General features: G+C 58.8%; 19 protein-coding genes. 2 read left to right on the plus strand and 17 right to left on the minus strand.

The features are described from left to right. Positions 1 to 170: 170 nt before the first annotated feature. The 16 genes from ACQ4N8_RS17310 to ACQ4N8_RS17385 all read right to left on the minus strand — a co-directional run bounded on the left by ACQ4N8_RS17310 (position 171) and on the right by ACQ4N8_RS17385 (position 21,598). Positions 171 to 2,510, minus strand: coding sequence for a glycoside hydrolase family 65 protein (locus ACQ4N8_RS17310; protein WP_430705602.1), 2,340 nt, complete (start codon positions 2,508 to 2,510; stop codon positions 171 to 173). Beyond that, positions 2,507 to 4,813 carry a glycoside hydrolase family 65 protein gene (locus ACQ4N8_RS17315; protein ID WP_430705603.1) on the minus strand — a complete coding sequence of 769 codons (2,307 nt, stop codon included), beginning with the start codon at positions 4,811 to 4,813 and terminating at the stop codon, positions 2,507 to 2,509. Before ACQ4N8_RS17315 ends, ACQ4N8_RS17310 begins: the two co-directional genes overlap by 4 nt. 306 nt (positions 4,814 to 5,119) lie before the next feature. Beyond that, positions 5,120 to 6,160: a glycoside hydrolase family 88/105 protein gene (locus ACQ4N8_RS17320; RefSeq protein ID WP_430705604.1), complete on the minus strand. Its 1,041-nt coding sequence runs from the start codon at positions 6,158 to 6,160 to the stop codon at positions 5,120 to 5,122. 43 nt (positions 6,161 to 6,203) lie between these two features. Then, positions 6,204 to 7,142, minus strand: coding sequence for a carbohydrate ABC transporter permease (locus ACQ4N8_RS17325; protein WP_430705605.1), 939 nt, complete (start codon positions 7,140 to 7,142; stop codon positions 6,204 to 6,206). 2 nt (positions 7,143 to 7,144) lie between these two features. Continuing rightward, positions 7,145 to 8,044: a carbohydrate ABC transporter permease gene (locus tag ACQ4N8_RS17330; protein WP_430705606.1), complete on the minus strand. Its 900-nt coding sequence runs from the start codon at positions 8,042 to 8,044 to the stop codon at positions 7,145 to 7,147. Positions 8,045 to 8,140: 96 nt separating this feature from the next. Continuing rightward, positions 8,141 to 9,484: an extracellular solute-binding protein gene (locus ACQ4N8_RS17335; protein ID WP_430705607.1), complete on the minus strand. Its 1,344-nt coding sequence runs from the start codon at positions 9,482 to 9,484 to the stop codon at positions 8,141 to 8,143. A gap of 145 nt (positions 9,485 to 9,629) precedes the next feature. Beyond that, the gene (locus ACQ4N8_RS17340; protein ID WP_430705608.1) at positions 9,630 to 11,192 is read right to left on the minus strand and encodes a response regulator transcription factor; all 1,563 of its coding nucleotides are present in this window, start codon (positions 11,190 to 11,192) and stop codon (positions 9,630 to 9,632) included. Then, complete coding sequence (locus tag ACQ4N8_RS17345) at positions 11,179 to 12,945, minus strand: histidine kinase (RefSeq protein ID WP_430705609.1); 1,767 nt, start codon at positions 12,943 to 12,945, stop codon at positions 11,179 to 11,181. The genes ACQ4N8_RS17340 and ACQ4N8_RS17345 overlap by 14 nt, the downstream gene beginning before the upstream one ends. Before the next feature lie 646 nt (positions 12,946 to 13,591). Continuing rightward, positions 13,592 to 14,854, minus strand: coding sequence for a stalk domain-containing protein (locus ACQ4N8_RS17350; protein ID WP_430705610.1), 1,263 nt, complete (start codon positions 14,852 to 14,854; stop codon positions 13,592 to 13,594). A gap of 288 nt (positions 14,855 to 15,142) precedes the next feature. Further along, positions 15,143 to 15,391: a hypothetical protein gene (locus ACQ4N8_RS17355; protein ID WP_430705611.1), complete on the minus strand. Its 249-nt coding sequence runs from the start codon at positions 15,389 to 15,391 to the stop codon at positions 15,143 to 15,145. A gap of 179 nt (positions 15,392 to 15,570) precedes the next feature. Further along, positions 15,571 to 16,470, minus strand: coding sequence for an inositol monophosphatase family protein (locus ACQ4N8_RS17360; protein ID WP_430705612.1), 900 nt, complete (start codon positions 16,468 to 16,470; stop codon positions 15,571 to 15,573). A gap of 182 nt (positions 16,471 to 16,652) precedes the next feature. Next, entirely contained in the window at positions 16,653 to 17,423 is a 771-nt protein-coding gene (gene fabI / locus ACQ4N8_RS17365) for an enoyl-ACP reductase FabI (protein WP_430705613.1), read from the minus strand. Positions 17,424 to 17,515: 92 nt separating this feature from the next. Then, entirely contained in the window at positions 17,516 to 18,517 is a 1,002-nt protein-coding gene (gene uvsE / locus ACQ4N8_RS17370) for a UV DNA damage repair endonuclease UvsE (protein WP_430705614.1), read from the minus strand. Further along, the gene (locus ACQ4N8_RS17375; protein ID WP_430705615.1) at positions 18,514 to 18,837 is read right to left on the minus strand and encodes a hypothetical protein; all 324 of its coding nucleotides are present in this window, start codon (positions 18,835 to 18,837) and stop codon (positions 18,514 to 18,516) included. The genes uvsE and ACQ4N8_RS17375 overlap by 4 nt, the downstream gene beginning before the upstream one ends. Positions 18,838 to 18,884: 47 nt before the next feature. Then, the gene (locus ACQ4N8_RS17380) at positions 18,885 to 19,982 is read right to left on the minus strand and encodes a D-alanine--D-alanine ligase (RefSeq protein WP_430705616.1); all 1,098 of its coding nucleotides are present in this window, start codon (positions 19,980 to 19,982) and stop codon (positions 18,885 to 18,887) included. Between the two features lie 611 nt (positions 19,983 to 20,593). Next, positions 20,594 to 21,598 (minus strand): amidase domain-containing protein, encoded by a 1,005-nt coding sequence (locus tag ACQ4N8_RS17385; RefSeq protein WP_430705617.1) that lies wholly within the window; start codon positions 21,596 to 21,598, stop codon positions 20,594 to 20,596. A 300-nt stretch (positions 21,599 to 21,898) separates the two neighbouring features. On the opposite strand from ACQ4N8_RS17385, the gene acnA reads away from it, so the two are divergent. Continuing rightward, positions 21,899 to 24,613 carry an aconitate hydratase AcnA gene (gene acnA, locus ACQ4N8_RS17390; protein WP_430705618.1) on the plus strand — a complete coding sequence of 905 codons (2,715 nt, stop codon included), beginning with the start codon at positions 21,899 to 21,901 and terminating at the stop codon, positions 24,611 to 24,613. Between the two features lie 61 nt (positions 24,614 to 24,674). Here the strand turns inward: acnA and ACQ4N8_RS17395 are convergent, their stop codons facing one another. Further along, positions 24,675 to 25,553: a GNAT family N-acetyltransferase gene (locus ACQ4N8_RS17395; RefSeq protein WP_430705619.1), complete on the minus strand. Its 879-nt coding sequence runs from the start codon at positions 25,551 to 25,553 to the stop codon at positions 24,675 to 24,677. Positions 25,554 to 25,855: 302 nt separating this feature from the next. Between ACQ4N8_RS17395 and ACQ4N8_RS17400 the strand changes: the two genes are divergently transcribed. Next, positions 25,856 to 26,242, plus strand: a complete 387-nt coding sequence (locus ACQ4N8_RS17400; protein ID WP_430705620.1) for a GntR family transcriptional regulator — start codon at positions 25,856 to 25,858, stop codon at positions 26,240 to 26,242. Positions 26,243 to 26,246 lie beyond the last annotated feature (4 nt).

Consider the following 26,246-nt stretch of genomic DNA (forward strand, 5'->3'; position numbering starts at 1 on the left):
GATTTTTCGTATATATTTCTCGCCTGATCCTTTCGGCATCCTGGGTTGGGGAAGCAGAGCCCCGGATGTTAATGCAACGCTAATGCCGTATAGACCTTATTTTGCATTTTAACGCATATTTCCAGCCTTTTTCGGGCAAATAAGAGCGTTTAGGTCCGCTAGCGTTTAGCTCAACTTGGCCGAGTTGACTGTCCAAGCTTGCCGGCAGCTTCATACGGGACGCAGACGTCCTGCCCCGGCGCTACCAACAGCCCCCGCTCCCCCACGACAAACCGCATAGGTTCCGTATTCCCGGCCTGGGCCGTAATGCCGACCCCGTCCCGGCTGACGCGAATCCGATAGGCGCCCGAGCGAAGGCGGACCGGAAACTCGATCGCCTGCCACGCCGAAGGCAAAGCCGGCTTCAGCGCCGTTTTGTCTCCATCATACCGCAAGCCGGCGAATCCCAACACCGCCGCCATCCAGGCCCCGCCGTTGGCCGCGGGATGCGTGCCGCCGATGTACAGGTCTCCGACGTATTGCTTGGAGTCCCCGGTCAGATCGACCGTCGCCGTCCGCATAAAATAGCGGTATCCCCAGTCCGGCGATCCAGTATCCGCCGCGACCAGCGCGTAGATGCAGGCGCTCAGGCTGGATCCGTGTTCGGTGCGCGGCTCGTAGTAGGCCCAGTTCGCTTGTTTGACGGCCGTTTCGTAGCCGTCCTTGAACAGGTGCAGCATCAGCACCACATCGGCTTGCTTCAAGATTTGCGTCGTCGTCGCCAAGCCGCTGCCTCCTCCGAGATATTCGTGCGGATTGAGCACCCTCGCCTTCAGGTTCGCCAGCGAAACGTCCTCCAGCGCATCATACCGATCGAACTGCTCGATCCGGCCGCTTGCCGCATCCGGCCGCGGGACATACAAACGGTCGTGCATGTCGCGGACCTGCTCCGGCGTAATGGCGCTGTCCGCCAGCAGCGCCTCGTACCGTCCGGGGGCGCGGCTCCGCAGGATCCCCATCGCGTCCAGGGCGATGCGAAGGCACTCCTTGACCATTCGGTTGGTGAACGCGTTGTTGTTCACCCGCTCATGGTATTCGTCGGGCCCGGTAACGTCGAGGATCTCGTAGCGCTGTTTGCGCGGATTGAAATAACCGTAGGAATAGAAAAATTTCGCGCACTCCCACGCGACCTCGGCACCGCCGTCCAACAAAAGGCTTTCGTCGCCGGTAAACGCGTAATACTGCCAAATCCCGTACGCCACGTCCGCGCTGATGTGCACCTGCTTGTCGCGGAAATAAGTACGCATCGGACGACCGGTGAACACGTCGTTCACGTTGAACAGCGTGCAGGCGTCGTCCCCCGTCTCCTGGCTTTCCCAGGCATAAAAGGCGCCTTCATAGCCATATTCCGCCGCTTTACGCTTCGCGCCGTCCAACGTGTGAACCCGATACATCATGAGGTTTCGCGCCACCTCCGGCTGCGTATAGAGGAAAAACGGCAGCATGAACATCTCCGTGTCCCAGAACACCGCGCCTTTATAAACCTGGCCGGACAAGCCGCGGGCCGGGATCGACACTTTCTCCGAGCGGTCCGGCGCAATGATATGCAGCTGGTACATGCTGTAGCGCAGCGCCAGCTGGGCTTCTTCGTCGCCTTCGACCGCGATGTCCGTGGCATCCCACTTGCGTTCCCACCGCTGGGCATGCTCGCTCAGCAGCCGGTCGTAACCAAGCCCGCGCGCTTCCCGGCTGGACCGTTCCGCCGCCGACCGGGCATCGCCTCCCGCCGCCTCGTCTTGACCGGTAAACACGGAAACGTATTTCACGAATTCCAACGTTTCCCCGGCCCGGCAGCTCACGCGGATATCCCGGCGGATCGAGGTTTCCCCGCGGAGAAGCTCCTGCTCTCCGAACCCGCATTCCACCGCCTCCGCTACCGATACCGGCACGCCGAGCTCATGCGTCCATGCGGCGATCGACAAGACTTCGCCGGTCTCGTCCGCGCCGCTTTCCATCCGCTCGAGATGCGGGCCGTTGATGTCCCACACATTCCCGTCGATGCCGGTGACGATCGTTAGTTCGCCGTCCCGGCTGCTCTCCATCGCGATCCGGTTTACGATCAGATCCGGCCGCGCCGCGCTGCAAAACCGCTCGGACATGACCGTTACCCGCGTTCCATCCGCCGTGCGGAACGCCGACCGGCGGCGATGAGTCGCATGGCGCAGGTCCAGCGACTGCTCGTGTTCGAGCAGTTCCGGGCCGACCGCACCGGACGCGGCTTCCAATACGCTGAGCGGCGCGCCGTCCCAATAGACGGTTGTCGCCAAGCCGTTCGGCGCGTTCACCGGCTCACGCCACTGATCCCCGACCTTGTCGTACAGCCCGGCAACGATCGTCGCCGTCAGCTCGCTTTTGCCGAACTCCTCCAGCGTCCCCCGATATCCCAAAACCCCGTTGCCGATCATGAATTTGTTGCCGTGATGCGCAATTCGGTCCGGATCGAACCCGCTCTCCCTGACGATCCAGCTCATTGGATGACCGCCTTCCGCAGCGGCACCCGGATGCCCGCTTCGCCAACGCGGCGGATTTCCCCGTACACCGTTATCTCCACTTCGCCGCCGGTTACCGCCCGGATGGAAGCCTGCTCCCGGTCCACTTCTACCAGCAGCTTTGCGCCTTGATACGTGATCGGGAAGCGGTAGCTCTCCCAACGTTGCGGGATGCTCGGGTTCAGCACGAGCCGTTCCCCGTCCGAGCGCATCCCGCCGAAACCGTAAACGATGTTCATCCAGGCCGCGGCGATCGACGTCGTGTGCAGGCCCTCCCGCGTGTTGCGGTTATAGTTGTCGAGATCAAGCCGGGTGGCGAACTCGAAAAACTTGTACGCCTCTTCCTCCCGCCCGATTTCCGCGGCCAAAATCGAATGGATCGACGGCGACAGCGACGATTCGTGGATGCAGCGCGGCTCGTAGTAATCGTAGTTGGCCCGTTTTTCCTCCGGGGAAAATTCGCTGCTGTACAGGAACATGAACATCAGCACGTCCGGCTGCTTGATCATGTCGTACCGGTACAGCCGGTCGTACGACCAATGCGAATACAGCGGGAATTCCGTAACCGGAATGGCGTGGATGTCGAGATGCGGCAGGTCGAAGAAGCCGTCGTGCTCCTCGTAAACGCCCGTCCGCTCGTCCTTCGGGATTTTCATGTGCCGCGCTTTGTTCCGCCAGTCGTCTTCTTCTTCCGCCGTCAGGCCAAGCCGCGCCGCCAGCTCGCCGTAAGCCGCGGCCGCTTCTCCCCGCATTGCTTCCAGCACCTCCAGCGTGTATTCGAACAGCTTTTTGGCCATCAGGTTGATGTATGCGTTGTTATTGACCATCAACTGGAATTCATCCGGACCCATCACGCCAAAATAGCCGTATTGGCCCGACTGTTGCCCCCATTGCCCCCGGGTCGAGTAAAACCGGCTGATCTGGATCAGCATTTCCGCGCCTTTTTCATAAAGGAACGCCGTGTCGCCTGTGATCTTCGCATAGTGCCGCAGCCCGTATGCCACCGCCGTGCCGACGTGCAGCTGCAGGTTGGAATGCTGCCACAGGTCGCAGCTTTCCGTCCCGTCGATCGTCGCGATCGGGTAAAACGCCCCTTCGCAGTCCAGCTCCTTGGCCCGTTTCAGCGCTTCGGGCAGCGACTTGTGACGGAACTCGAGCAAGCTTTTCGCCGCCTTCGGATTATTGAAAATATAGAACGGCAGGCAATACGATTCCGTATCCCAGAAAGCCAGTCCCCGGTAAGCCTCGCCGGTCAGGCCCTTCGCGCCGATGTTGAATCCGGGGTTATCCCCGTGGTATGTCTGGTACAGCTGAAAAATGCAGAAGCGAATGCCCTGCTGGTTCTCCGGGTCGCCTTCGATGGCGATGTCCGAATCCGCCCACACCCGGGCCCAGTACGCTCGCTGGTCGGCCGCCGCCGCGTCATAGCCGGCCCGGGTATGCCGCTCCGTCAGCTCGATCCCCCGCTGCCAAAGGTCGTCGTCACGGGTCGCGCGGTCTTTCTCCGCTACGTTAACGACGAGTTTGTCCAGGGTCGTGCGCTTGCCCTGCTCCAGCATCAGGGTCAGGTCGCGGCCGATGTAGCGTTCCTCCTGCACCAGTTGATTGTCCACGGCGTTTGGCGCATCCACGCGGAATCCGGAGAACAGCCGGTTGCCCGTGTTCGCCGTTTCCCCGAGGATGCCCGCGATCCCGCCGGGCTCTTCCCCTTGCTTCAGCTCTTTCCAATAGCCGCGCTGCTGATCCTCGTGGATCACGGAGAAATCGAGCCCCGTCCGCACGCGGACCGTGCCGGAGAAGTTCAGCGGCGTAAACGCGACCCGCTGAGCTCCGAGATGCGACGCCTTCATGCTGACCAGGCGCTCGAACGTCAGCTTTACGTCTTTTCCGCCGGCCGTATGCCACACGAACTCCCGCGCATAGATCCCCGTGCGGAAATCCAGTTCCCGGCGGAACGCGCTGAACCGGCTCTCCGCTAAATCCAAGGTTTCCCCGTCCAGCGTGATCCGCGTATGCAGCCAATCCACCGCGTTCACCATGAACCGCAGCGATTTGATGATGCCTTTGTAATGCGCCGTGACCGGGCTCTCCTCAAACAGTCCGTTGAAATAGCTGCCCAGCAGCGTATCCCCGCCGTACCCTTCCTCCGGGTAGCCCCTGACCCCCATATATTCGTTCCCCAGCGAAAAAATCGACTCGCTCACCCGGTTCCGCCCGGGGTCAAAGCCTTCCTCTACAACCTTCCAGGGGTCGACCTGCAAATATTTGTCCGCGATTTTCGGCATGCTCCGCCCTCTCCTTCTGTATTTAGCGCTTGTCTTGCGGCCCGCCTTCTCACGACGAACGCGTCATGATCCATGGCCTATCCTTTCTTGGCCCGTCTGTCCGTAAGGCCGCTCCCCATCCAGCTTAGCGGAACGTCCGCCGCCGACAAATGTCCAGGACTAAGAAGCTTATGTGCGATTATACGGAGTTTCGGCCCAGACTCCTCCGGATTTAACGCCAAAGCGGGGACCCGTCCCTTTCCGGACGAATCCCCGCCTGCCTTCACTTTTATGCGCCCCGGATACGTCGATCCCCGTATCCGCCGTTTACGCGAACGCATCCTCCTTCGTGCGCAGCAGCCCGGCGAGAAAAGCCAACGCCAGCCCTTGACCCCAGCCCTGGATCCGCTTGGCCGGCACGCCCCGATAGCCGTCGATATCGTTCATTACCGCCGTGCCGGCCGAGACGCCGGCGACGGTTCCGTCCTCTTTGATGCGCGACAGGATGCCGGTAATCGAGCGCTGCGTGTACTTGTTGTACAGCCGTCCCTGCGTCAGCAGCGCAGCCGCGATGCCTGCCGAGCCGGACGTCTCCAGGTAGGAGGTCTCGTCGTCCAGCACCGTATGCCACAGTCCCTCCGGCGATTGCAGGCGCACCAGCGCGCTCAACTGATCGCGCAAGGAGCCTTCGATGATCATGTACGACGGATGCTGCACTTCGATGTATTTCAGCGCTTTGGCCATGGTGAGCGCGGCCCAGCCGTTGCCCCGGGCCCAGTACATGCCCGACATATGGCTTTGGCTTAGGTGATCCCAGCCATGGTAATACAAGTTCGTATCCGGATCCTGCAAAAACTCCTCATGCCCGTGGTACTGCCGCAGCCCGTCCTCGAAGTAAGCCTTACCCTCGCCGCCCAGCAAATAGCCGATGCGCAGCAGGAAATACCCGGCCATGAACATCGTATCCACCCAAGCCTGCTGCGGGAACACGTCGTTCACGGAGTTGACCGTATGCTGCAATATTCCGTCCGCGAACCGCTCCGCCTCCTGCTGCAAGAAATCCGCCATCCGAATCGCCGTTTGCAAATACTTCTCTTCCCCGGTGGCCCGATGCAGCGTCAACAGGCTGTGGCCGAGCGAAACGCCATTCACCGACAGCTTCGGCAGCCCATCCTCCATCTGCTCATCCACCCAGGCTCGCAACCGAGCCAGATACACTTCGTTTCCGGTAGCCTCATACGCCTCGCACACCCCGTAAAAAGCGACGCCTCCCGGCCAATCCCAGCGAAAATCCACGTTAAAGGTCCGCTCCACCACGCGGTCGATCGCCGCCAGGACGGCCTCCTCCTCAAACGCCAATGCAGGCATATCCACCTCTCCTTCCATCGCCTTATCCCTCATCTCCCGACTCTTATCCCTTCAAACCGCTGCTGCTGATTCCCTCGACGATCTGCTTCTGGAACAGGAAAAATACCGTGACCACCGGGATCAAGCTGACGATCGACATCGCGAACATCGCGCCCCAATTCGAGCCGGACTCGCTGTCCAGGAACATCTTCAGCCCCATCGAAACCGTGTACTTATCCGGCGAATTCAGGTACAGCACCGGACCGATCAAATCCTCCCACCGCCAGTAGAAGGAGAAGATCGCCGCCGTCGCCAGCGCCGGCTTGATCAGCGGGAGGATGATCCGGCAGAACAGCCGGAACTTCCCGCAGCCGTCGATCGTCGCCGCCTCGTCCAGCTCCGCCGGAATCGAGCGGATGAACTGGATCATCATGAAGATGAAAAACGGCGCCCCGAAATAATGCGGCACGACGATCGGCTTGATGCTGTTCAGCCAGCCCAGCTTGGAGAAGATGACATACTGCGGGACAAGCACCACGTCATGCGGCAGCATCAAGGTCAGCATCATCATGGCGAACCAGAAGTTACGCCCCTTGAAATTCAACCGGCCGAAGCCGAAGGCCACCAGCGCGGAGGAGATCACGACGCCCAGCGTCGCCAGCCCGACGATCGCCAGCGAGTTGACGATGAATTGCAGGAACGGCTGCCCGCCGACGCCGGCCCAGCCATCGGCGTAGTTCCTCCAAACCCAAACCTGCGGCAGCAGCTCGGACGCCGTAGCGAAGATCGTCCGGCTCTCCTTGAACGAACTGAACAGCAGCCAGATGATCGGATAAAGCATCAAGACCGCCAAGGCTGCAACAAACAGATGATATCCGGTCCATCTCCAAGTCCGCCGCGAGCTTAGCCGCGAACCGCCCGCCGGACGACGGGGCGGCGCTTGGGTCGCACGGGACGGGCCCAACGGGCCGGGACTCGGGTTTAATTCCGCTTGCTCCGCCATCGTCACCGCCCTCCTTTCGTCTCGTAAAACACCCAGAACTTCGACGTTCGGAACAGAATCCCCGTCAGGATGCCGATCATGATCAGCATCACCCAGGCCATCGCAGCGGCATAGCCCATGTTGTTGAACATAAACGCCTGGCGGAACAGGTACAGCGAATACAGCAGCGTGCCGTCCATCGGCGTTCCTTCGCCTTTGGAGATGATATAGGCCGGCACGAACGTCATGAACGCGCTGATGGTCTGCATGATCAGATTGAACAAGATGATCGGACTGAGCAGCGGCAGCGTGATCCTCAGGAATTTGCGCGGGCCCGACGCCCCGTCGACGCTGGCCGCTTCGTACATGTCGGGCGAGATGTTTTTCAGCCCGGCGAGGAAAATCAGCATCGACGAACCGAACTGCCAGACCGACAGCGCAATCAGCGTGCCCAGCGCCGCATCGGGGTCGCCGTACCACGCGACCGGCGGAATGCCGAGGAAGACGAGCAGCCCGTTCACGATCCCCTGCTCGTTAAAGATATTCCGCCACATGATCGAAACGGCGACGCTGCCTCCGATGATCGACGGCAAATAATACACCGTACGATACAGGCCGACCATCCGCGACTTCGTGTTCAGCAGCATAGCCACGAACAATGCGAACATCAGCCGCAGCGGCACGCCGGCTAACACGTAGATAAAGGTCACCCGAACGGAATTCCAGTATTTCGGGTCTTGAGTGAACATCTTTTCGAAGTTGGCCGTTCCCGTCCATTTCGGCGCGGTAAACAGATTGTAGCTGGTAAAGGACAAATACAACGAAATCGCGATCGGTATCAAGGTAAACGCCAGAAACCCGATCACGAACGGACTGATAAAGGCATATCCCGTCAATTGGGCCCGCCAGGCTGTTCTCCGCAAGCGTTCCCCACCTCCTTACTCGGGTCGAACCCGGTGTAGCCGGACCAGGGAGGCACAACGTTGCCCCCTGTAACCCCGGCCTTGCCGAACGCAAGGTTACTTGTTGTTCGCGAGAATCGCGTTCGCTTCTTCCCGGAATTTCTTCGCGGCGTCCTCGGCGGTGATCTGGCCGAAATTGATCTGCTCCACCAGATCGGAGAGCGAGGCGATCACCTCGGGGGAGCCTACCGGCGGAGCCGGACTCATCGGCGAGCTGTTCGCTTCCATTGCCGCAACGAAGTCGAACACCTGCTGCTCCGGTTCCGTCAGCTCGGGCATGATCGCTTCCTTGATCGCCGCCGAAATCGGCACGCCGCGCTCGCCCTTGATCCGTTTGTTGGCATCCAGGTTATTGATCCAGAAGTCGATGAACCTGGCGGCTTCTTCCTTGTTTTTGGAGGTGGAGGTCACGGACCAGAACATGCTCGGCTGCATGTAAAGCCCTTTTTGCATATCCGGCCCGGCCATCGGCGCGAGCTGCATCGGCCGGTTCACCGCCGCCTGCAGCGCCACGTATTGGTTGGACCACTGCCAGACGCCGATCCCGGTCCCCTTTACGACATCCGCCTCTTCCAGGATCCCCTTCGTTTGGGTCAGCTTTTCCTGCGACGGAACCGCTCCCTCTTTGATCAAATTCGCCAGCCGGCCGAAAAACTCGCTGAACAAGGCGTCGTCCTCATAGCCGAGCGCCGTGCCTTCCTTGTTGTAGAGCGACAGCCCTTTGGTGCGGAGAAAATAGTGGAAAAAGACATCCGGCTGCATGGAGCTGTCGAACACCAGGCCCGTATCCCGCGCCTTCAAGGCGATGTCGACGTATTGATCCCACGTCCAATCTTCCGGGATGGCGTCCACGCCCGCCTTGGCGAGCAGCGCCGGATCATAATGGAACCCCAGCACGTTGACGCCGGTCGGGATGCCGTACTGCACGCCGTCGACCTGCCCGGTGGAAATGACGTTCTCATTCACGTCGTCCAGTTTGATCGGATTGCCGATCAAGGAGGACAAATCCTCCAGCTGCCCGTTTTTGGCATACTGGACGATGTAGGAGATATCCATCTGCACGATGTCCGGCAGCTGTTTGGCCGCCGCTTGCGGCGCAAGCTTCTTCCAGTAATCGTCGAACGCGGCATATTCCACGTCGATTTTGACGTGTGGATTCTGCTGCTGATACATCTCGATGACCTGCTGGGTGTACTCGTGGCGTTTATCGCCGCCCCACCAGGCGATCCGCAGATTCGTTTGCGGCTTATCGCCCGCCTCGGTCTCCGCGGCGTTGCCTCCGCTGTTCACCGCGTTGCCTCCGTTCGCGGACGAGTTGCCGCCGTTGCCGGACGATCCCGAGCACGCGGGCAGCAGCATCAGCAGCGCCGCCAGCATCCATAACACAGCCCTTTTCTTCAAATCGTACTCCCCTTTCGCATTTGGGTTCATTGCCTTGTTAGCGTTTACAAAGTAGGTACCTTCATTTTCCGCCTTGCGAAAGCGCAAGCCAACTCAACTAACCGACTTGAAGGTGCAAAAAACAGAGGATTTCCGGCCGCGCCGCCTATTCCGGGGATCTGCGATATTCCGTCGGCGTCATCCCCATCCATTTCTTGAAGGACTGGCTGAAATATTTCGTATTGCCGCCAAACCCGCAGCGCTCGGCAAGCTCCGCGATCGTTGCGTCGCCGCCCTGCCGCAGCCGTTCGGCCGCCCGCTCGATCCGCAGCCGGCTCAAGTAATGGGAGAAGGTTTCGCCGGTGACCTGCTTGAACACCTTTCCCAAATAATCCGGGTTCATGTACAGCATCTCCCCCGCCACCCCGCCGAGCGTCAGCTCGGGGTCGCAGTAATTGCGTTCGAGGATCTCGATCATCTTACGGACCGTGGAGGAGCGGCGGCTGATGTTTTGCTTGTAATAATAGGCGGTGAGCATTGCCGCCCCATCCATGACGGCGGACCTCAGCACCGCCAGCGTTTGCCCCTCGGCCAGCTCCCCCAGCCGGGCGGTAAACCGCGGCTGCTCCTCCGGCGGGCACAGGCGGATCATCGCGGCATAAAGCTCAAGCACGAAGGAACGGGTCACGGCGATGTCCAGGCACAACTCCACCAGACGCCGGAATTCCCCTTCCAGCTCCTGCCGGACCTCTTCGGCCAGCCCGCTTTTGATCCGCAGCAGCAAGCCTTCGGCATCCAGCTCAAAGTCGGCGTGCTCGCGATTGTCCGGCGGCAGGTCCTCCTTCGTGATCAGGCTGCCTTCGCCTGCGTAAAAGCGGTGATTCATATACCGCAGCGTCTCCCGGTACAACCGGCGGACCGCGTGCAGCGGCCCGGCTTCGCTTAACGCCATCGTCAAATCCACCCGGTAAAATTTGAAGAACACGGCTTTCACCGTTTCCAGCCGCGACAGCAGCACGGCGGGATCATCCGGATCGGCGGCGAGCATGAGCAGCCGGCCACCCAGCGTCGCTCCCAGCAGAACGTTCGGCAGCAGGTCCTCGGCGATATTTTTCAAGGCGAATACATGCACATATTCCTGGGATTGCTCCAATTCAAACAGCATCAGGCGCACCGGGCTCTCCCCGGAAACGGACTCCATGCCAAGCAGCTCCCGGTAGGCTTCCAGCTCCCGGCGGCCGTAGGATTTATTGGTGACCAGCTCGCGCAGAAACTGCTCTTTCACGTGGGGGAGCATTTTTGCCGCCTCCTCCTTCATGCGGCCGATGAACCGCTCGCGTTCCTCCTGCTCCTTCCTTTCTTCGATCAGCTCGGCCAACGCTTCGCAGATTTGCCGCTCGTTGCAGGGCTTCAGCAAATAATGCCGTACGCCATGCTGCATCGCCGTACGCGCGTAATCAAACTCCTTGTACCCGGTCAGCAGGATGAACCGCACGCCTGGAAGCGCTTGCAAGGTTTTCTGTACCAGCTGCAGTCCGTCCAGTCCCGGCATGGCGATGTCGCTGATCACGAAGTCGGGATTCAGCTGCACGATCTTCTCGTAGGCCTCGACCCCGTTGCGCGCCGTGCCGACCAGCTCCGTTCCGGCGCCGGCCCAATCGACGACCCGCCCGATCCCTTCCAAGATCATCCGCTCGTCGTCCACCAGCAGCACTTTATACGGCTTCATCTTGATCCTCTCCTTTTTTGTACGGAATCGACACGCGTACTTCGGTCCCGCGTCCGGGTTCACTCTCGACCCTGACGCCCCATTCCTCCCCGAAGGTCAGCTTGATCCGCTCTTCGATATTGGACAAACCGATGCCCTTCCCGCGGGTTTGCACCCGGCCTCGCCGCAGCTCTTCCAAAAACTCGCGGGTCATCCCCGGCCCGTCGTCCTCGATCCGGATGTCCAGTCCGCCATCGCGTTTATCGCCCTCCTGCACTGTAAGGCGAAGGCGGCAGGGTTCGATCTTGGGCTCCAGCGCGTAATAAATCGCATTTTCGAGCAGCGGCTGCAGGGTCATTTTGGGGATAAGCGCATCGAGGTACGCCTCCTGTACGTCCATGCGGAAATCCAGCCGTTCCTCGAAGCGATAGCGCTGGATCGTGATGTAATGGCGAACGATGTCCAACTCCTCCCGCAGCGTAATCGGCCGGTTGCCGTCGGTCAGCGAGCTGCGCAGCAGGAAGCCGAGCGCTTCGACCATTTGCGAGATTTGCGTTTGCCGGTTCATTTTGGCCAACCAATTGATTGACTCCAGCGTGTTGTAGAGAAAATGCGGGTTGATCTGCGCCTGCAGCGCCTTAAGCTCCGTCTCGCGGATGACCAGCTGCTTGGCGTAATTCTGGTTGATGAGCTCGCGGATGCGCTGGATCATCATTTTGAACGTGCGCTGCAGATGCTCCACTTCGGTTTGCGACGTTTTGGGCACTTCGCCAAGCGACTGCTCCTCCAGGTTGTCGAGGTCGCCTTTTTGGATTTTGCGCATCTTTTTGATCAGTTGCTCGATCGGGCGGGTGATGCTGCGCGACAATTTCACGCCAAGCGCCAGCCCCGCCAGCAAGACGAGAATGAACATGATCATGACCAGCTCTTTGACGAAGGTAATGCGCCGGAACATGGCGTCGTACGGCGTGATGTTGATGTAAGTCCAGCCCATGTACGGGGAGCGGACGCGCGCGGCAAAATACCGCCCCTCGCCGGCCTGGCTGATGCCGTAAGGCTCCGGACGCTCCAGTTCGCCAGTAATCTCCGACTCCGTCAACAGCGGGTCTTGCGGATAAATCACCTTGTCCCCGTCGGTAATGATCAGTTGACCGTGGGCTTCGCCGTTTTGCACGTACTGCTCCAAGATCCGCTCCTTGCGGAAACGGACGATGAGCGTCCCCAAATTGTCCCCGGGAAAGGTCGTGCCGCTAAAAGAATTGATTTGGCGGGCCGCATACAGCGCGCGGTCGCTGCCGACATGCCAGACGTTGGCGCCTTCGGCCTTTTCGGCGATGCCGACGAGCTCCTGCTGCAGCGTGCCGGCCAGCCCGGTCCGGTTGCCGCCGATCATGAGCTGCCCCTCCCGGTCGATGACCATGACGGCGCCCGCGTATTTTTCCGAGCCGGCAAAGGCGGTCAGCCGATCCATGATTTTTTTGCGGTGGATCGCCCGCTCGTAGTCCGATGTATCCGGCTGCCGCAGGCGAGCCAGGTTCTGCTGCAGCTGTTCGTCGGAGAACACCCGGAACGTCAGCATTTCCAGCTCCTTCAACTGGTTCTCGATCCCCAGCGCCGAGCTGCCGAGCACCTGGGACGTCTTCTCATAGAGCTGCCGATCGTACAAGTTGGTTACAACCTTCAGCGCCGCCATGTAAAAACAAAAGCTGACCACCATCAGCAGCCCGATCAAAATAAGCATCTTGTGATAAATCCCGATATTAATCCGCGTCATTTTGCCTATCCGCCTCCCAGCTTTACCTGTTTTTCTCAGCACTTGTCCTTATCATAGAGGATCATGAAGCCGCCGGATATATGAAAAACCGGACCGGACTCTCCTCGCCCATATTGCACTTCGGTTTCGCGGCAGCCCCGCGGTAGCCGCGAAATTACCCTGAGACCCCCCCGAGGTAACCCGCAGCAGCCGCAAGGTGGCTGCGTAGTCCGCGTAGTCTGCGTAGTCTGCGTAGTCCGCGTAGCGGCCCGTGCTCGCCCGCGCCGTAACGGACCGTATGGACGCTAATCGCCCATTTCCCGGATATTTCCTGATCTAACGGACTCCACGGTCGCTATTTGGCTCTATTGGCTGACTTCGGGGCCGATTTGCAGGGAATAACGTCTTTCCGGTCCGTTACATTTGGGAAGCTCCTATTTCGGGATAATTAACGCCCCTCCGGTCCGTTAGCATCGCGCCTTGCCACCCTGTTCTTCCTCCATGCAATTTCCTCAAAAAAACAAAAACGGGACGGCGCTCCCTGCCGTCCCGGAATTCTATATTGCCGCAGCGGAATTTCGTGAAAAAACAAAGGCCTTCAATCCCACTTCCAGAGTGGTTTTGGAGGCCTTAAACGGTTCCGGTAAGTTTTCTTATTCCTTCTCCCTTAAATCTCGTTGATGAATACCGTCTTCATTTTGGCGCTGTACTGCACGTCGAGTCCCAGTCCTTGCACCAGCAGGGCCAGCGGGACGTACGTCTTGTTCTCCTTGCCGACCTTCTGCAGGAAGGCAGGGGTCGACGTAACGGCCGGCGTGCCGTCCACCTTGATTTGCTTGGATCCGACCGGAATGACGACCGTGCGGCTGCCGTAGGTAATTGTCGCGGTCGAGGTGCGGGAATCCCACTTGCTCCCGGCTCCGATCGCATCGGTAATGTCCTTGATGGCCACGAACGTTTGGTTGTTCTTCAGCGTCGGCGGAAACGGCGTGTTCAGTTCCTTGCCTTTGACGACGACGGAGATCGGCGCCTTTCCGGACTTGCCCGCAGTCTCCAGATAGCTGCCCCAAACGGCTTTGGCGAAGACTTTGGCGATTTCATCATACCCGGCCTGGTTCGGATGGATATCGGTAGCCGAGAAAATATGCGTAAGCGAGATCTCGCGGCCCGTAAACGCTGCAGCGACATGCGCCGCCTTGACCGGCTTCGCAGCCGCCGCGGAATCGGCGGCGATCGCATCGACCGTGGCGGTGAACTTGCCGGCTACTTGCTGCAGCTCGTCGTAAACGGAAGCGCCGGCCAGCTTCGGCACCGGTTGGTATTGATCGGCGAGCACGATTTGCGCCGACGGGTTCAGCTCCGTCAAGAGGCGAACGACCTCGCGGACATGGTCGCCGTAGGCCTTGAGCACGTCATCGGCTTCGGCGCGAAGCTGGTCGAGACTAATGTTCTCGACGTCGGGGAGCAGCCGCAGCAAGTCGTTCCCGCCGATCGTGATCGTGATGAGATCGGCTTCCAGCAAGTCGGCCTTCGTCTGCGCTATGCCGGAGGCAAAGGCGGCGATCCGCGGATCCGGTACGTTCGCTTGGATCGCGTCGGCCGTTACCGGGGCCCCGGCTTGAACGGCCGTAACATAATTTTTCAAGCCCTCGCTGGTCAAGCCGAGGATGCCGTAATTGGCGGCTTGAGTCCGGCCATGAAACAGCCCTTGCTCTTTCAGGCGATCGACGTAGCCATAAGGAACGGCGGCCGGGCTCATTCCCGGCTCGTATCCGGCGGTGATGGAATCGCCGAGCGCCACGATCAGGTAGTCGCCGGCCTGAGCCGGCTCGGCTTTGACCAGGGCGGCGCCGCTGCCGCTAAACAATAATAGGATAAAGGCAAGCGCTCCCGTCAGGACGGCAGCTTTTTTGATGCGAATCAACTTCAAGCCAATTCAACTCCTTTGATTAGGGTAATGGGGTAGTGGTAGGATAGCGCGATAAGCGCGTGAACCCGAACGAATATAGATGAAGATCCTCCCGTTCATTGTATGTAATCCGCTCCCGGCGAAGAATTAGATGGAGAAGCTCCCGTTAAATCCGGGATTTTTCGGCGCCACATTCCGCAAAAAGCCTGAGGTTGCTTGCTGCCTCAGGCCTCGTGCGATTATGCTCCGGAACATTGCGGTTGCATTGTGCCTACAACGGCCCCATTGGCTGTTTCCTTGGCCCCGGCATTATTCCGGGTTCTTGTCCGCACGCCCGGTTTTCTTCAAATACTCGTCGTACCGGCCATCGATTTCCTTGGCCATTTTCCGGTAGCTCAACGTCTCCTCCACGATCGGGTCCAACGTTGTCTGTATGCGGATTTCGTATTTCGGAGACAACCGTCTGCGCTCCTCCTCGCGGCGTTCCTTCTCGCTGCCGTATTCCCCTTCCGTCAGCATCTCGCTGAGCTCGCGTTCCAAATCCTTGCTGTCGCTCATTCATGGACACTCCTTCCGGTTAGTTAAGTTGAACTAAATGATTGTGCGGATAAAGGCAGCCGGGTGAAATTTAGTTCATCTCCATAGATGTACTAAGCGTATCGGGTTCGCTACACCGTTGCCATGCCAGTCTCTGCCAAGCCGGACCATCCAGGCTGTTGGCGGTCCGCGTTAACGGGCTACAGGCCCGTTGCGTCCGCAGCCTGGATGACGCCCAGCAGCTCGTTATGGATGCGCCCGTTGCTGGCGATCAGATGACGTACGCCGATGTTGTAAGGGTTGCCTGCGGTATCGGTCACTATTCCTCCCGATTCCGCGACGATCAGCGCGCCGGCGGCAACGTCCCAGGCATTCAGCCCGACTTCGTAATACCCGCTCAATCGGCCTGCGGCGACATAAGCCAAATGCAAGGCGGCCGATCCGGCGGCGCGAAGGCTGCGAACCTCTCCGGACAATGCGTTAAGCCCGCGCATGTTGACCGGCAACGCAAATTCCCGGTCCGGGTTGAAGCCCACGGCGATCACGCTGCCGGAAAGCTTCGCGTCCCCGGACACCTTAGATCTCTGTCCGTGGAGATAAGCGCCCTTGCCCTTTTCCGCCACGAACAGCTCGTCGCGCATCGGGTCGTAGATCACGCCGATGATTACCTCTCCTTGATACGCGAGGGCAATCGAGACGCAAAAAAACGGGAATCCGTGCACGAAATTGGTCGTTCCGTCCACCGGGTCAATGATCCACAAATACTCCGATTCCCTGGCCTTGGCCAGCGCCGCGGCCGAAGCCGCCGCTCCCGGCGCCACGCCTTCCTCCCCGAGAATGGCGTGGTCGGGGAAGTGCGTCAAAATCAGCTTGCGGATCATCGCCTCCGCTCCCTTGTCGACATCCGTTACCAAGTCATGCGGGGATTGCTTCGTGTTCAGCTCATTATAGCTTCCGAGCCGGCTTTTGATCCATTCCCCCGCTTTCGAGGCGCTGTTGATCGCTACGGCCGTCGGACTTTTACTGCCTACCACATATGGAACTTTCGGCTTTGATTCCAATGATTTCACTCTACTTTCATCGTAAACTGATAATATCATTCTTACAAACTATACGTCCCGAAAGAAGCAAAGTTGCGTCCTTTCGCCCTTTTACTATTGACAATCCGGCCAATTCCGCTCCTCTGCAGCATCCCCCACTTATGCAAAAAGTCCGTGTCCGAAAGCGGGGGGACAACCCCGCGCGGATACGAACTTTCTATGGAATGCCACTCTACCAAAAATTAAGCGCCAACGATATTGTACCCGCCGTCGACGAAAATAACCTCTCCGGTAATGCCGCGGGAGAGATGGCTGATCAGGAACATCGCCGTATCGCCCACTTCCGCGGTTTCCGTCGTTTTGCGCAGCGGCGCCTTCTCCTCGACCTGCTTCAGGATCGAGTTGAAATCGCTGATGCCTTTCGCTGCCAGCGTGCGGATCGGACCGGCGGAAATCGCGTTGACGCGGATGTTCTTCGGACCGAGGTCATTCGCCAAATAACGCACCGAAGCCTCCAGGCCGGCTTTGGCTACGCCCATCACGTTATAGTTGCGCATTACGCGCTCCGAACCCATGTAAGTCATCGTCATGATGCTGCCGCCTTCGGTCATCAAAGGAGCCAACCGCTGCGATACGGCAACGAGCGAATACACGCTGATGTCGTTCGCGAGCGCGAAGCCTTCGCGGGACGTATCCACGAATTCGCCGGCCAAATCCTCGGCTTTGGCGAAAGCGATGCTGTGCACGAGGCCGTGCAGCACGCCGAATTCGCTCCGCAGCGTATCGGCCAGCTTGTCGACTTCCTCGTCCACCGTGACGTTGCACGGCAGAATCAGCGAGTTCGGAATCGTCTCGGCCAGCTTGCGTACCCGGCCTTCCACGCGTTCGCTTTCGTATGTAAATGCCAGACGGGCACCTTGCTCCGCCAGACTCTGGGCAATCGCCCATGCGATGCTGCGCTCGTTGGCCACGCCCATGACGATGATATTTTTCCCTGCTAACAAATCACCCATGATTATCCTCCTCAATAATGACACCTTCATTTTGTACAACTTACCTTATTTCCCTGTAATTTTCAAGAGAGGCGGGGGCGGCTTGTCCGCTTTCAAGGCAAAATGCGCACGCTGGCCCCGTCCAAAATTTGGACACCGTCCCCGCTGTATTTGCTCAAATCCTTCATCAACGCAAACAAGGCTTCGTCCTTCAGCTTCGCCTCCAGCATCACGTCAACGCGTTCGGTGAACGAGGCGATGCTGCGTAAGAAAGCGAGCAACGGTCCCGCAATGACATGGTCGGCGTGCCCTCTGGGGTCGCTCTCGCTTTTGGGGCTGGAAGCGTGAATTTTCGGCGGGAGCGGACCGTCGATTGGCGAATCGGCTTGCGCGTATGGCGTCTTCCAGGTGTCCAGAATCCGCGGCCATAGCTCCGACAAGCTTTCGCCTTGGTTGTTTACCCATTGGTGGTGGATATCCAGCACCATCGGAATGCCCAACGCTTCGCACAGCTCCAGCGTCTCGGGGGCGTTAAACGTCTTGTCGTCGTTCTCGAACGTCAGCCGCTGCTTGATCCGCTCCGGCAGCGCCTCCACGTTATCGCGAAACCTCATCGCCGCCGAGGGCTTGTCCCCATAGGCGCCGCCGACATGAATGTTGTTCTTGGCACGGCCGTCCAGCCCCATCGCGTCGAACATGGCGACGTGGTGTTCCAGATCGCGGAACGAGGACTTCAGCACCTCGGGCCTCGGCGTGCTAAGCACGGTAAAATGGTCCGGATGAAAAGACACCCGAAGACCCTGCTTCTTGACGTAGTTCCCCACAGCGGCGAACGGTTCCCGAAGCGCTTCATAAGGATTCCAGTCCGACAGCAATTCATGCGTGGCCAGCGGAATCAGCTTGGAAGAGAAGCGGTACACCCGTATGTCGTTGCCTACGTTATGCCGAAGCAAGCGCAGCGTGTTATGCAGGTTTTGCTCCGCGATCGTCTCAAGCCGCCGGACTGCCGCCTCCCGGTCGGCCAATCCGCTAAACGTCTTCAGCGTCATCGTCTTGGAAGGCGATGCGTTTTCGATCACGGCAGACATTGCCACATAACCGAAGCGGACGATCATTTCTTCGCCGCGTCTCCGAAAAACATCTCGTCCGCCAGAGCCGTCTGCACCGCAGACTCCTCTTCCGTCAACGGACGGACCAGCTCCAGCTCAACCGACGTAACTTCCTCTCCATTGAAGTTGATCTCGGCCACGCAGGCGGTAATCTTCACGATCGCCACCGCTTTATTGTCGGGCGTATAGGCGATGACCTTTTGCCCGGTCGGAAAGACGCGGAGCCCTTGCTTCAACATTTTGCCGCGCCCGTATTCCAGCAGCTCATACAGTTCCTGTTCCTTCTTGAATTTGCAAACCGAATTGAATTCCGTTTGAAAGCCCACCCGGCATCCCGCCCTTTCTTGTCAAACTAGCTTCGGCTGCGAACCGCTCAGTTCACGCCGCTTTCGAATTCAAGCTTCTGCCGGATTTCGTAGCGCTCCAGCCCCAGCTGAATCAAGCGGTCCAGCAGAACCTCGTAAGCTACCCCGGTCTCCCGCCATAGCAGCGGATACATGCTGAACGGCGTAAAGCCCGGCATCGTATTGACTTCGTTGATCCACACCGTTTGATCGGATTTCCGCACAAAAAAGTCGGCCCGGCACAGCCCGCTGCCCGCGATGGCTTTAAAAGCCTTGACGGCCAGGTCGCGAATCCGCTCCGCCAACTCCGCATCGACCGGCGCGGGAATCAGCATTTGCGATTTGCCGTCCAAATATTTCGCCTGATAATCGTAGTATTCCCCGGAGGATACGATCTCTCCCGGTACCGAAGCCAGCGGCTCGTCGTTGCCGAGCACCCCGACTTCCACTTCGCGAGCGTCGACGAACTCCTCGACGATCACCTTCACATCGTAACGGAAGGCCAGCGCCACCGACGCCAGCAGTTCCTCGCGCGTTCTCGCTTTGGAAATGCCGACGCTGGAGCCGAGGTTGGCCGGTTTGACGAAGCACGGATACCCGAGCTTCTCTTCGATCCCTTGAACCAGCGTATGGCTGGCGTTCTCCCATTCCGAAGCGGTGAAGTAGCAGTAAGCGCATTGCTCCAGCCCGGCCTCGGCGAACAGCTTTTTCATGATGACCTTATCCATCCCTGCGGCGGAAGCCAATACCCCCGCCCCGACGTAGGGCAAATCGGCCATTTCGAACAATCCTTGGATCGTGCCGTCCTCGCCGTTAGTGCCGTGCAGCAGCGGAAAAGCGACGTCGATCTCGGAGCGGCCGGACGACAGCTTCCCGAACAGCAGGCTCATCGCCGCCGACGTGTCGCCGGCGCCGCTCTCCAGCTTCAGCTCCTCCAAAGCGGCAAACGGGTCGGCCAGCTTGCTGCCCACGCTCCATTTTCCCTGCTTGTCGATATAGAAAGGAAGCAGTTCGTATTTATCGTAATCGAACGCCTTAGATACGGCGAAAGCCGTTTGCAGCGATACTTCGTGTTCTCCCGATTTGCCGCCGTAGATAAGGCCTACGGTTAATTTGTCCTGTCCCATGTGCAACCTCTTTCTCATTATGGTAGTTCAAAAAGTCATCTTTGGATCACGATGCAGAATCATGAGGCTTAAACGGCATCGAATCTTGAATTCAGCCGAGCCTTCCGTTGCTCACGTAGCCTCCGGCTACGCTCCGCTACTCAGCCTCTAGCTTCATCCAACCTTCTCGGTGCTCCCAACCTAACTTTTTGAACCTTCATTTAAACGGTAGTTCAAAAAGCCGTCTTTGGATCACGATGCAGAATCATGAGGCTTAAACGGCATCGAATCTTGAATTCAGCCGAGCCTTCCGTTGCTCACGTAGCCTCCGGCTACGCTCCGCTACTCAGCCTCTAGCTTCATCCAACCTTCTCGGTGCTCCCAATCTAACTTTTTGAACCTTCATTCAAACGGTAGTTCAAAAAGCCGTCTTTGGATCACGATGCAGAATCATGAGGCTTAAACGGCATCGAATCTTGAATTCAGCCGAGCCTTCCGTTGCTCACGTAGCCTCCGGCTACGCTCCGCTACTCAGCTTCTAGCTTCATCCAACCTTCTCGGTGCTCCAAACCTAACTTTTTGAACCTTCATTGAAACGGTAATTCAAAAAGCCGTCTTTGGATCACTCCATTTCAGAACCGGTCCGCGATATGAAAAAAACGATACACCGTATTTTCGCTCCAGGCGTAGGAATCCCGGTAGTCCCAATAGCGGTGTTTGCTTGGCGTCGTATGGGCGTTCACCAGCGGCATGCCGCCGGCATCAAACGCGGTCACGATGGTGCTGTGCTGGTACGCTCCGTTCCCGTCCCAGTCGTAAATGATTACGTCTCCGAGCTGCAGCTGCTCCGGACGCTCAAGCAGCTCCGCCCGGAGACCGCTGTCGCTGCGCGACAAATGGCGCTCCAGCGCATTGGCCACCGACCAGCTGTAGCTCCAGGCTTCCTGTTTGCCGACGTAACCTTTGTACCACCAGCCCGATTCTCTTTTTCCAGTATAGTTTATTGGGGCTCCGCCTGCAAAGAGGCATTGGGAGATATAGTTGGTGCAATCGACCTCGAACGCGGCGAACTCCGGGTTAAAGCTGTCCCACCAACGATCGGCGTACAGCACCGCTTCCTCGCGGCGGTAAGCGACGCTCCGGGCGGAGCTTCCCCCCAGCACTTCGCGGTTCAAATACGGCCGGGGCGAGGTTTGTCTGCCGCCCGTCCCGCCGGCTTCCTCGGGCCGGGGCAGCACCATCGCCGGATGCCGTTCCGGTACCGGCTGCTCCACCCGGGAGACGATCCAGCCCGAGCCGTCCCGTTGCAGCGTCAACCGCTGCCGTTCGATCCGCTCCTCCTGATGGCGCGCCCCGCCTTTTTCATAATATATTTTCCGCGACAGCTGCAGATCGACCTCGATCTCCCCCGCCCGGTTTTCGATTTCACGCACCAGCTTGGCCCGCGTTTCGCAGCGCAGCGGCGCCGCCCCCCTGCCCCGGTACCATCCTTCCAGCTTCCGTTTGCGCTCGCCCCGGCGCAGCAAATAATCCACATCGGTAACGACCGTGCCTCCGCTGGGCGTGCGGTAATCCACTTCGTCCTGGTTCTGTTCGTTCACATAGACCGACAATGTTTTTTTCCATTCATCCGCCACGGTTCACGCCTCCTTTTCAATCAATTCCAATTATATGAACGTCCGGAAGGGAGTATGTTCACCAACCGAATCAGGCCCCTTCCCGTCCGGTGCAGCAGGATGCCAAGATACGCCTTTTCGTCTATGGGCAAAAGCGCGAAAAACGCCGTGCCTGAAAGCTCATTCACCCGCATCCTGTCAGCCCAAACCGACCTTCGGGAGGAGAAAAAGTTCTTTACTCACCGCGTCAGGAAAGGTATACTTAAGTCAAAAGTGAATTTTGAAATCTGGTTTCATCTAATGAAACAAGGAGGTTTGTTCATGTCAGCGAACGATTTTTTCTCCGCTGCCCGTACGCTCGAAGTCGGCGGCAAGAGCTACCGCTACTTCGACTTGCAGTCCCTTGAACAGCAGGGGCTCGGCAACATTTCCAAACTGCCGTTTTCCATTAAAGTATTGCTTGAAGCGGCCGTGCGCCAATTCGACGGCAGAGCTATCACCCAGGAGCATGTGAAGCAAATCGCCGGCTGGAGCGAGGGCCGCGATGACAACAAGGAAATTCCGTTTATCCCCGCTCGCATCGTGCTGCAGGATTTCACCGGCGTGCCGGTCGTCGTCGACCTGGCCGCCATGCGCGATACCGTGAAGAAAGCCGGCGGCGATCCGAAGCAGATTAACCCGCTCGTCCCCGTCGATCTCGTTATCGACCACTCCGTCATGGTAGACGCCTTCGGCTCACCGGATGCGCTCGAATACAACATGAATGTGGAGTTCGAACGCAACGAGGAGCGTTACCGCTTCCTGCGCTGGGCGCAAACCGCGTTCAACAACTTCCGCGCCGTACCTCCGGCTACCGGGATCGTTCACCAGGTCAACCTGGAGTATTTGGCGTCCGTGGCCGCGACCAAAACCGTGAACGGCGAAACGGTCGTATTCCCGGATTCCCTCGTCGGCACGGATTCCCATACGACGATGATCAACGGCCTTGGCGTCGTCGGTTGGGGCGTCGGTGGCATCGAAGCGGAAGCCGGCATGCTGGGGCAACCGCTGTATTTTGTCGCGCCGGAGGTCATCGGCTTTAAACTGACCGGCAGCCTGGCCGAAGGCTCAACGGCGACCGACTTGGCTTTGACCGTCACCCAAATGCTGCGCAAAAAAGGCGTCGTCGGCAAATTCGTCGAATTCTACGGCCCGGGACTGGCCAATATCAGCCTGGCCGACCGCGCTACGGTAGCCAATATGGCGCCGGAATACGGCGCGACGATCGGCTACTTCCCGGTCGATGCGGAAACGCTGGCTTACCTGCGCAGCACCGGCCGTTCCGAGGAGCAAATCAACCTCGTCGAGGCCTACTACAAAGCGCAAGGCATGTTCCGCACGGAAGCGACGGAGGATCCGATCTTCTCCGATCTGATCGAACTCGACCTCGGTTCGGTAGTCCCAAGCTTGGCCGGACCGAAACGCCCGCAGGACCGCATCGAATTGACCGCGATGAAGGAAAGCTTTAACAGCATCATCCGCACGCCGGTCGATAAGGGCGGATACGGCCTCAGCGAGGAGAAAATCGAGCAATCCGTGCCGGTGATGCATCCGAACGGCTCGACCAGCGAACTGAAAGCCGGCGCGGTGGTGATCGCCGCGATTACGAGCTGTACGAACACGTCGAACCCAAGCGTTATGGTCGGCGCCGGCCTGCTGGCGAAGAAAGCCGTGGAACGCGGCTTGACCAAGCCGGGTTACGTGAAGAGCAGCTTGACGCCGGGCTCCCTCGTGGTAACGGAGTATCTGCAAAAAGCCGGCTTGATCGAGCCGCTCGAAGCGCTGGGCTTCCACGTTGCCGGTTACGGCTGCGCCACTTGCATCGGCAACTCCGGACCGTTGCCTGACGAAGTCAGCGCCGCGATCGCCGATAATGACTTAACCGTCGCCGCCGTGCTTTCCGGCAACCGGAACTTCGAGGGCCGCGTGCATGCGCAAGTGAAAGCCAACTACTTGGCTTCCCCGCCGCTCGTCGTCGCCTATGCGTTGGCCGGCACGGTCAACATCGATCTGCAGAACGACCCGATCGGTTACGACCGCGACAACCAGCCGGTATACCTGAAGGACATTTGGCCTTCTTCCGCGGAAATCAAGGAAGCGATCGGCCAATCCCTCAGCCCGGAAATGTTCCGCAGCAAATACGAGCACGTCTTTACGCAAAACGAGCGCTGGAACTCGATTCCGGTGCCGCAAGGCGAATTGTACGAGTGGGACGAAAAATCGACGTACATCCAGAACCCGCCGTTCTTCGAAAAAATCGGCGAAGGCCTGGCCGATATCGCCGACATTCGCAGCGCCCGCGTGCTGGCCCTGCTCGGCGATTCGGTCACGACCGACCACATTTCCCCGGCGGGCAACATCTCGCCGAACAGCCCGGCCGGCAGCTATTTGAACGAACATGGCGTCGAGCGCAAGGATTTCAACTCGTACGGTTCCCGCCGCGGCAACCATGAGGTCATGATGCGCGGCACGTTCGCCAACATCCGCATCCGCAACCAGGTGGCTCCCGGCACGGAAGGCGGAGTCACGAAATACCTGCCGTCGGATGAAGTGATGTCGATTTACGATGCATCGATGAAATATCAAGCGAACGGGCAAAATCTCGTCGTCATCGCCGGCAAAGAATACGGCACCGGCAGCTCCCGCGACTGGGCGGCCAAAGGCACGTACCTGCTGGGCGTCAAAGCGGTCATCGCCGAGAGCTTCGAACGGATCCACCGCAGCAACCTCGTCGGCATGGGCGTACTGCCGCTGCAGTTCCGGGAGGGAACGAGCTGGAAGACGCTTGGGATCGACGGCACCGAAACGTTCGACATCGCCGGCCTCAGCAACGACGTGAAGCCGGGCGAGGAAATGATCGTGACCGTCACCCGCGAAGACGGCACCACGTTCCAATTCCCGGCGGTCGCCCGCCTCGACAGCATGGTCGACGTGGATTACTACTACAACGGCGGCATCCTGCAAACCGTGCTGCGGCAAATGATTGCCGGCATGTAAGCGGCAGGCTTAAAAACAAAACGAGTTCCCCCGGTAATAAAGGGGAACTCGTTTTTTCGTATTAATGAATCCAGTCATGGAGCCGGCAAACGTAATAGTTCGATTCCGACACGATCTCGAATCCGAGCTTCCGGTACAGCTCCAGCGCGTGCCGGTTATGGCTGACTACGCCGAGCCGAATGAGCGGCTGCTCTTCGGCCAGCAGAAGCCGGACCATTTGCGCGAGAATCTCCCGGCCGTATCCTTTTCCCTGGTACAACGGTAGTACGCAAAAATCATGGATCACGGCGGTATCACGCCGGATGCGGTTGACCCGGATCATGCCGACCCGTTCCTGTCCGTCCAAGGCGATGTACGTTTGGCGTTCAGGCTCCATGGTGTGGCGGAAATAATCGATCGTCCACGCCTCCGTATCGCCAAACGCCTGCGACACGCAGCGAACCATAAAGCCGAAATCGGTCAGTTCCTCCTTGCGGAGAGATAAACCGCCGGATCGTCCGGCTTGGGCGTCTTGAAATGCGACCAGCTCCATGGAATATTCCGCATTGTTGAAAGCGGCGCCCAAATGGGCGATGCAGCTCAGACCGGGCTTGGAGTTCGCCGGAACCTTAAACCGGCAGGACCCGATCCCTTGCTCGCCCATTTCCGCCGCAGCGCTCGCGAGCAAACGACGAAATACGCCCTGTCGGCGATCCTCCGGATGCACCATAGCATGGATGTTCGCCTCGGCCCCATCCATAGTGTACCAGCTCAGAAAACCGGCGAGGCGCCGGCCGGAATACGCCAGGTACGCACGGTCCCCGTTAACCGGCTTCACGCTGTCCAGGCCTACTCTGAGACCGGATCCGTCAACCTCCTTGCAGAGCTGCTCCAACCTGCGCAGCCGCATCATGATTTCTTTCGAATAATCCGTCATTTTGCCGACGGTATAGTTTGGCATATCGCGACTTCCCCCATTGTTGGAGAAGGAAACGCGCAGTTTATGGACGGGCAGGCGCTATCCTTCTCATGCATTTTGTCCCTTGTCTCCCGGTAACCATATTACCGCCTCCCGCTATCCTTATTCAGGATTATGTAATCACGAATGCCCGTATCCGTCAATGGAAAAGCGTTGCTTGAATGTGCCTCCGTTTTGGACGACACCGAACCGGCGGTTTTTGCAGAATCAAAGACTTCACACCGTTAAATCTATCTGTTATATTATTTGTATAACAGTTAGAACAAAAAAGGAGATGCCTTACGGTGATCATTCAACTGGATTTGCAGTCGGAGGTTCCCATCTACACGCAGCTGGTCAACCAAATCATCGAGGGAATCGCCAGCGGCCGGCTTCAATTGGGTGAGCCCCTGCCTTCGGTACGCAGCCTTGCGTCCGATATCGGCATCAACCTGCATACGGTGAACAAGGCCTACACGCTTCTGAAGCAGGAAGGATATATCCAGGTTCACCGTCAAAAAGGCGTGGTCGTCGACCCCGTCGCGATGCCGCAGGTTACGCCCGAGTTCCGGGAGAAGCAGCAGCGCGAGCTTCGCCCGATCATAGCGGAAGCGATCTGCCGCGGGATGAGCAAGGACGAACTGCTCCGTCTCGTAGAACGAATCCATCACGAAATTGCGCCAAAGGAGTGAATAA

This window comes from Paenibacillus macerans (genome assembly GCF_050565405.1).
In the GTDB taxonomy this organism is placed as follows: domain Bacteria; phylum Bacillota; class Bacilli; order Paenibacillales; family Paenibacillaceae; genus Fontibacillus; species Fontibacillus macerans_B.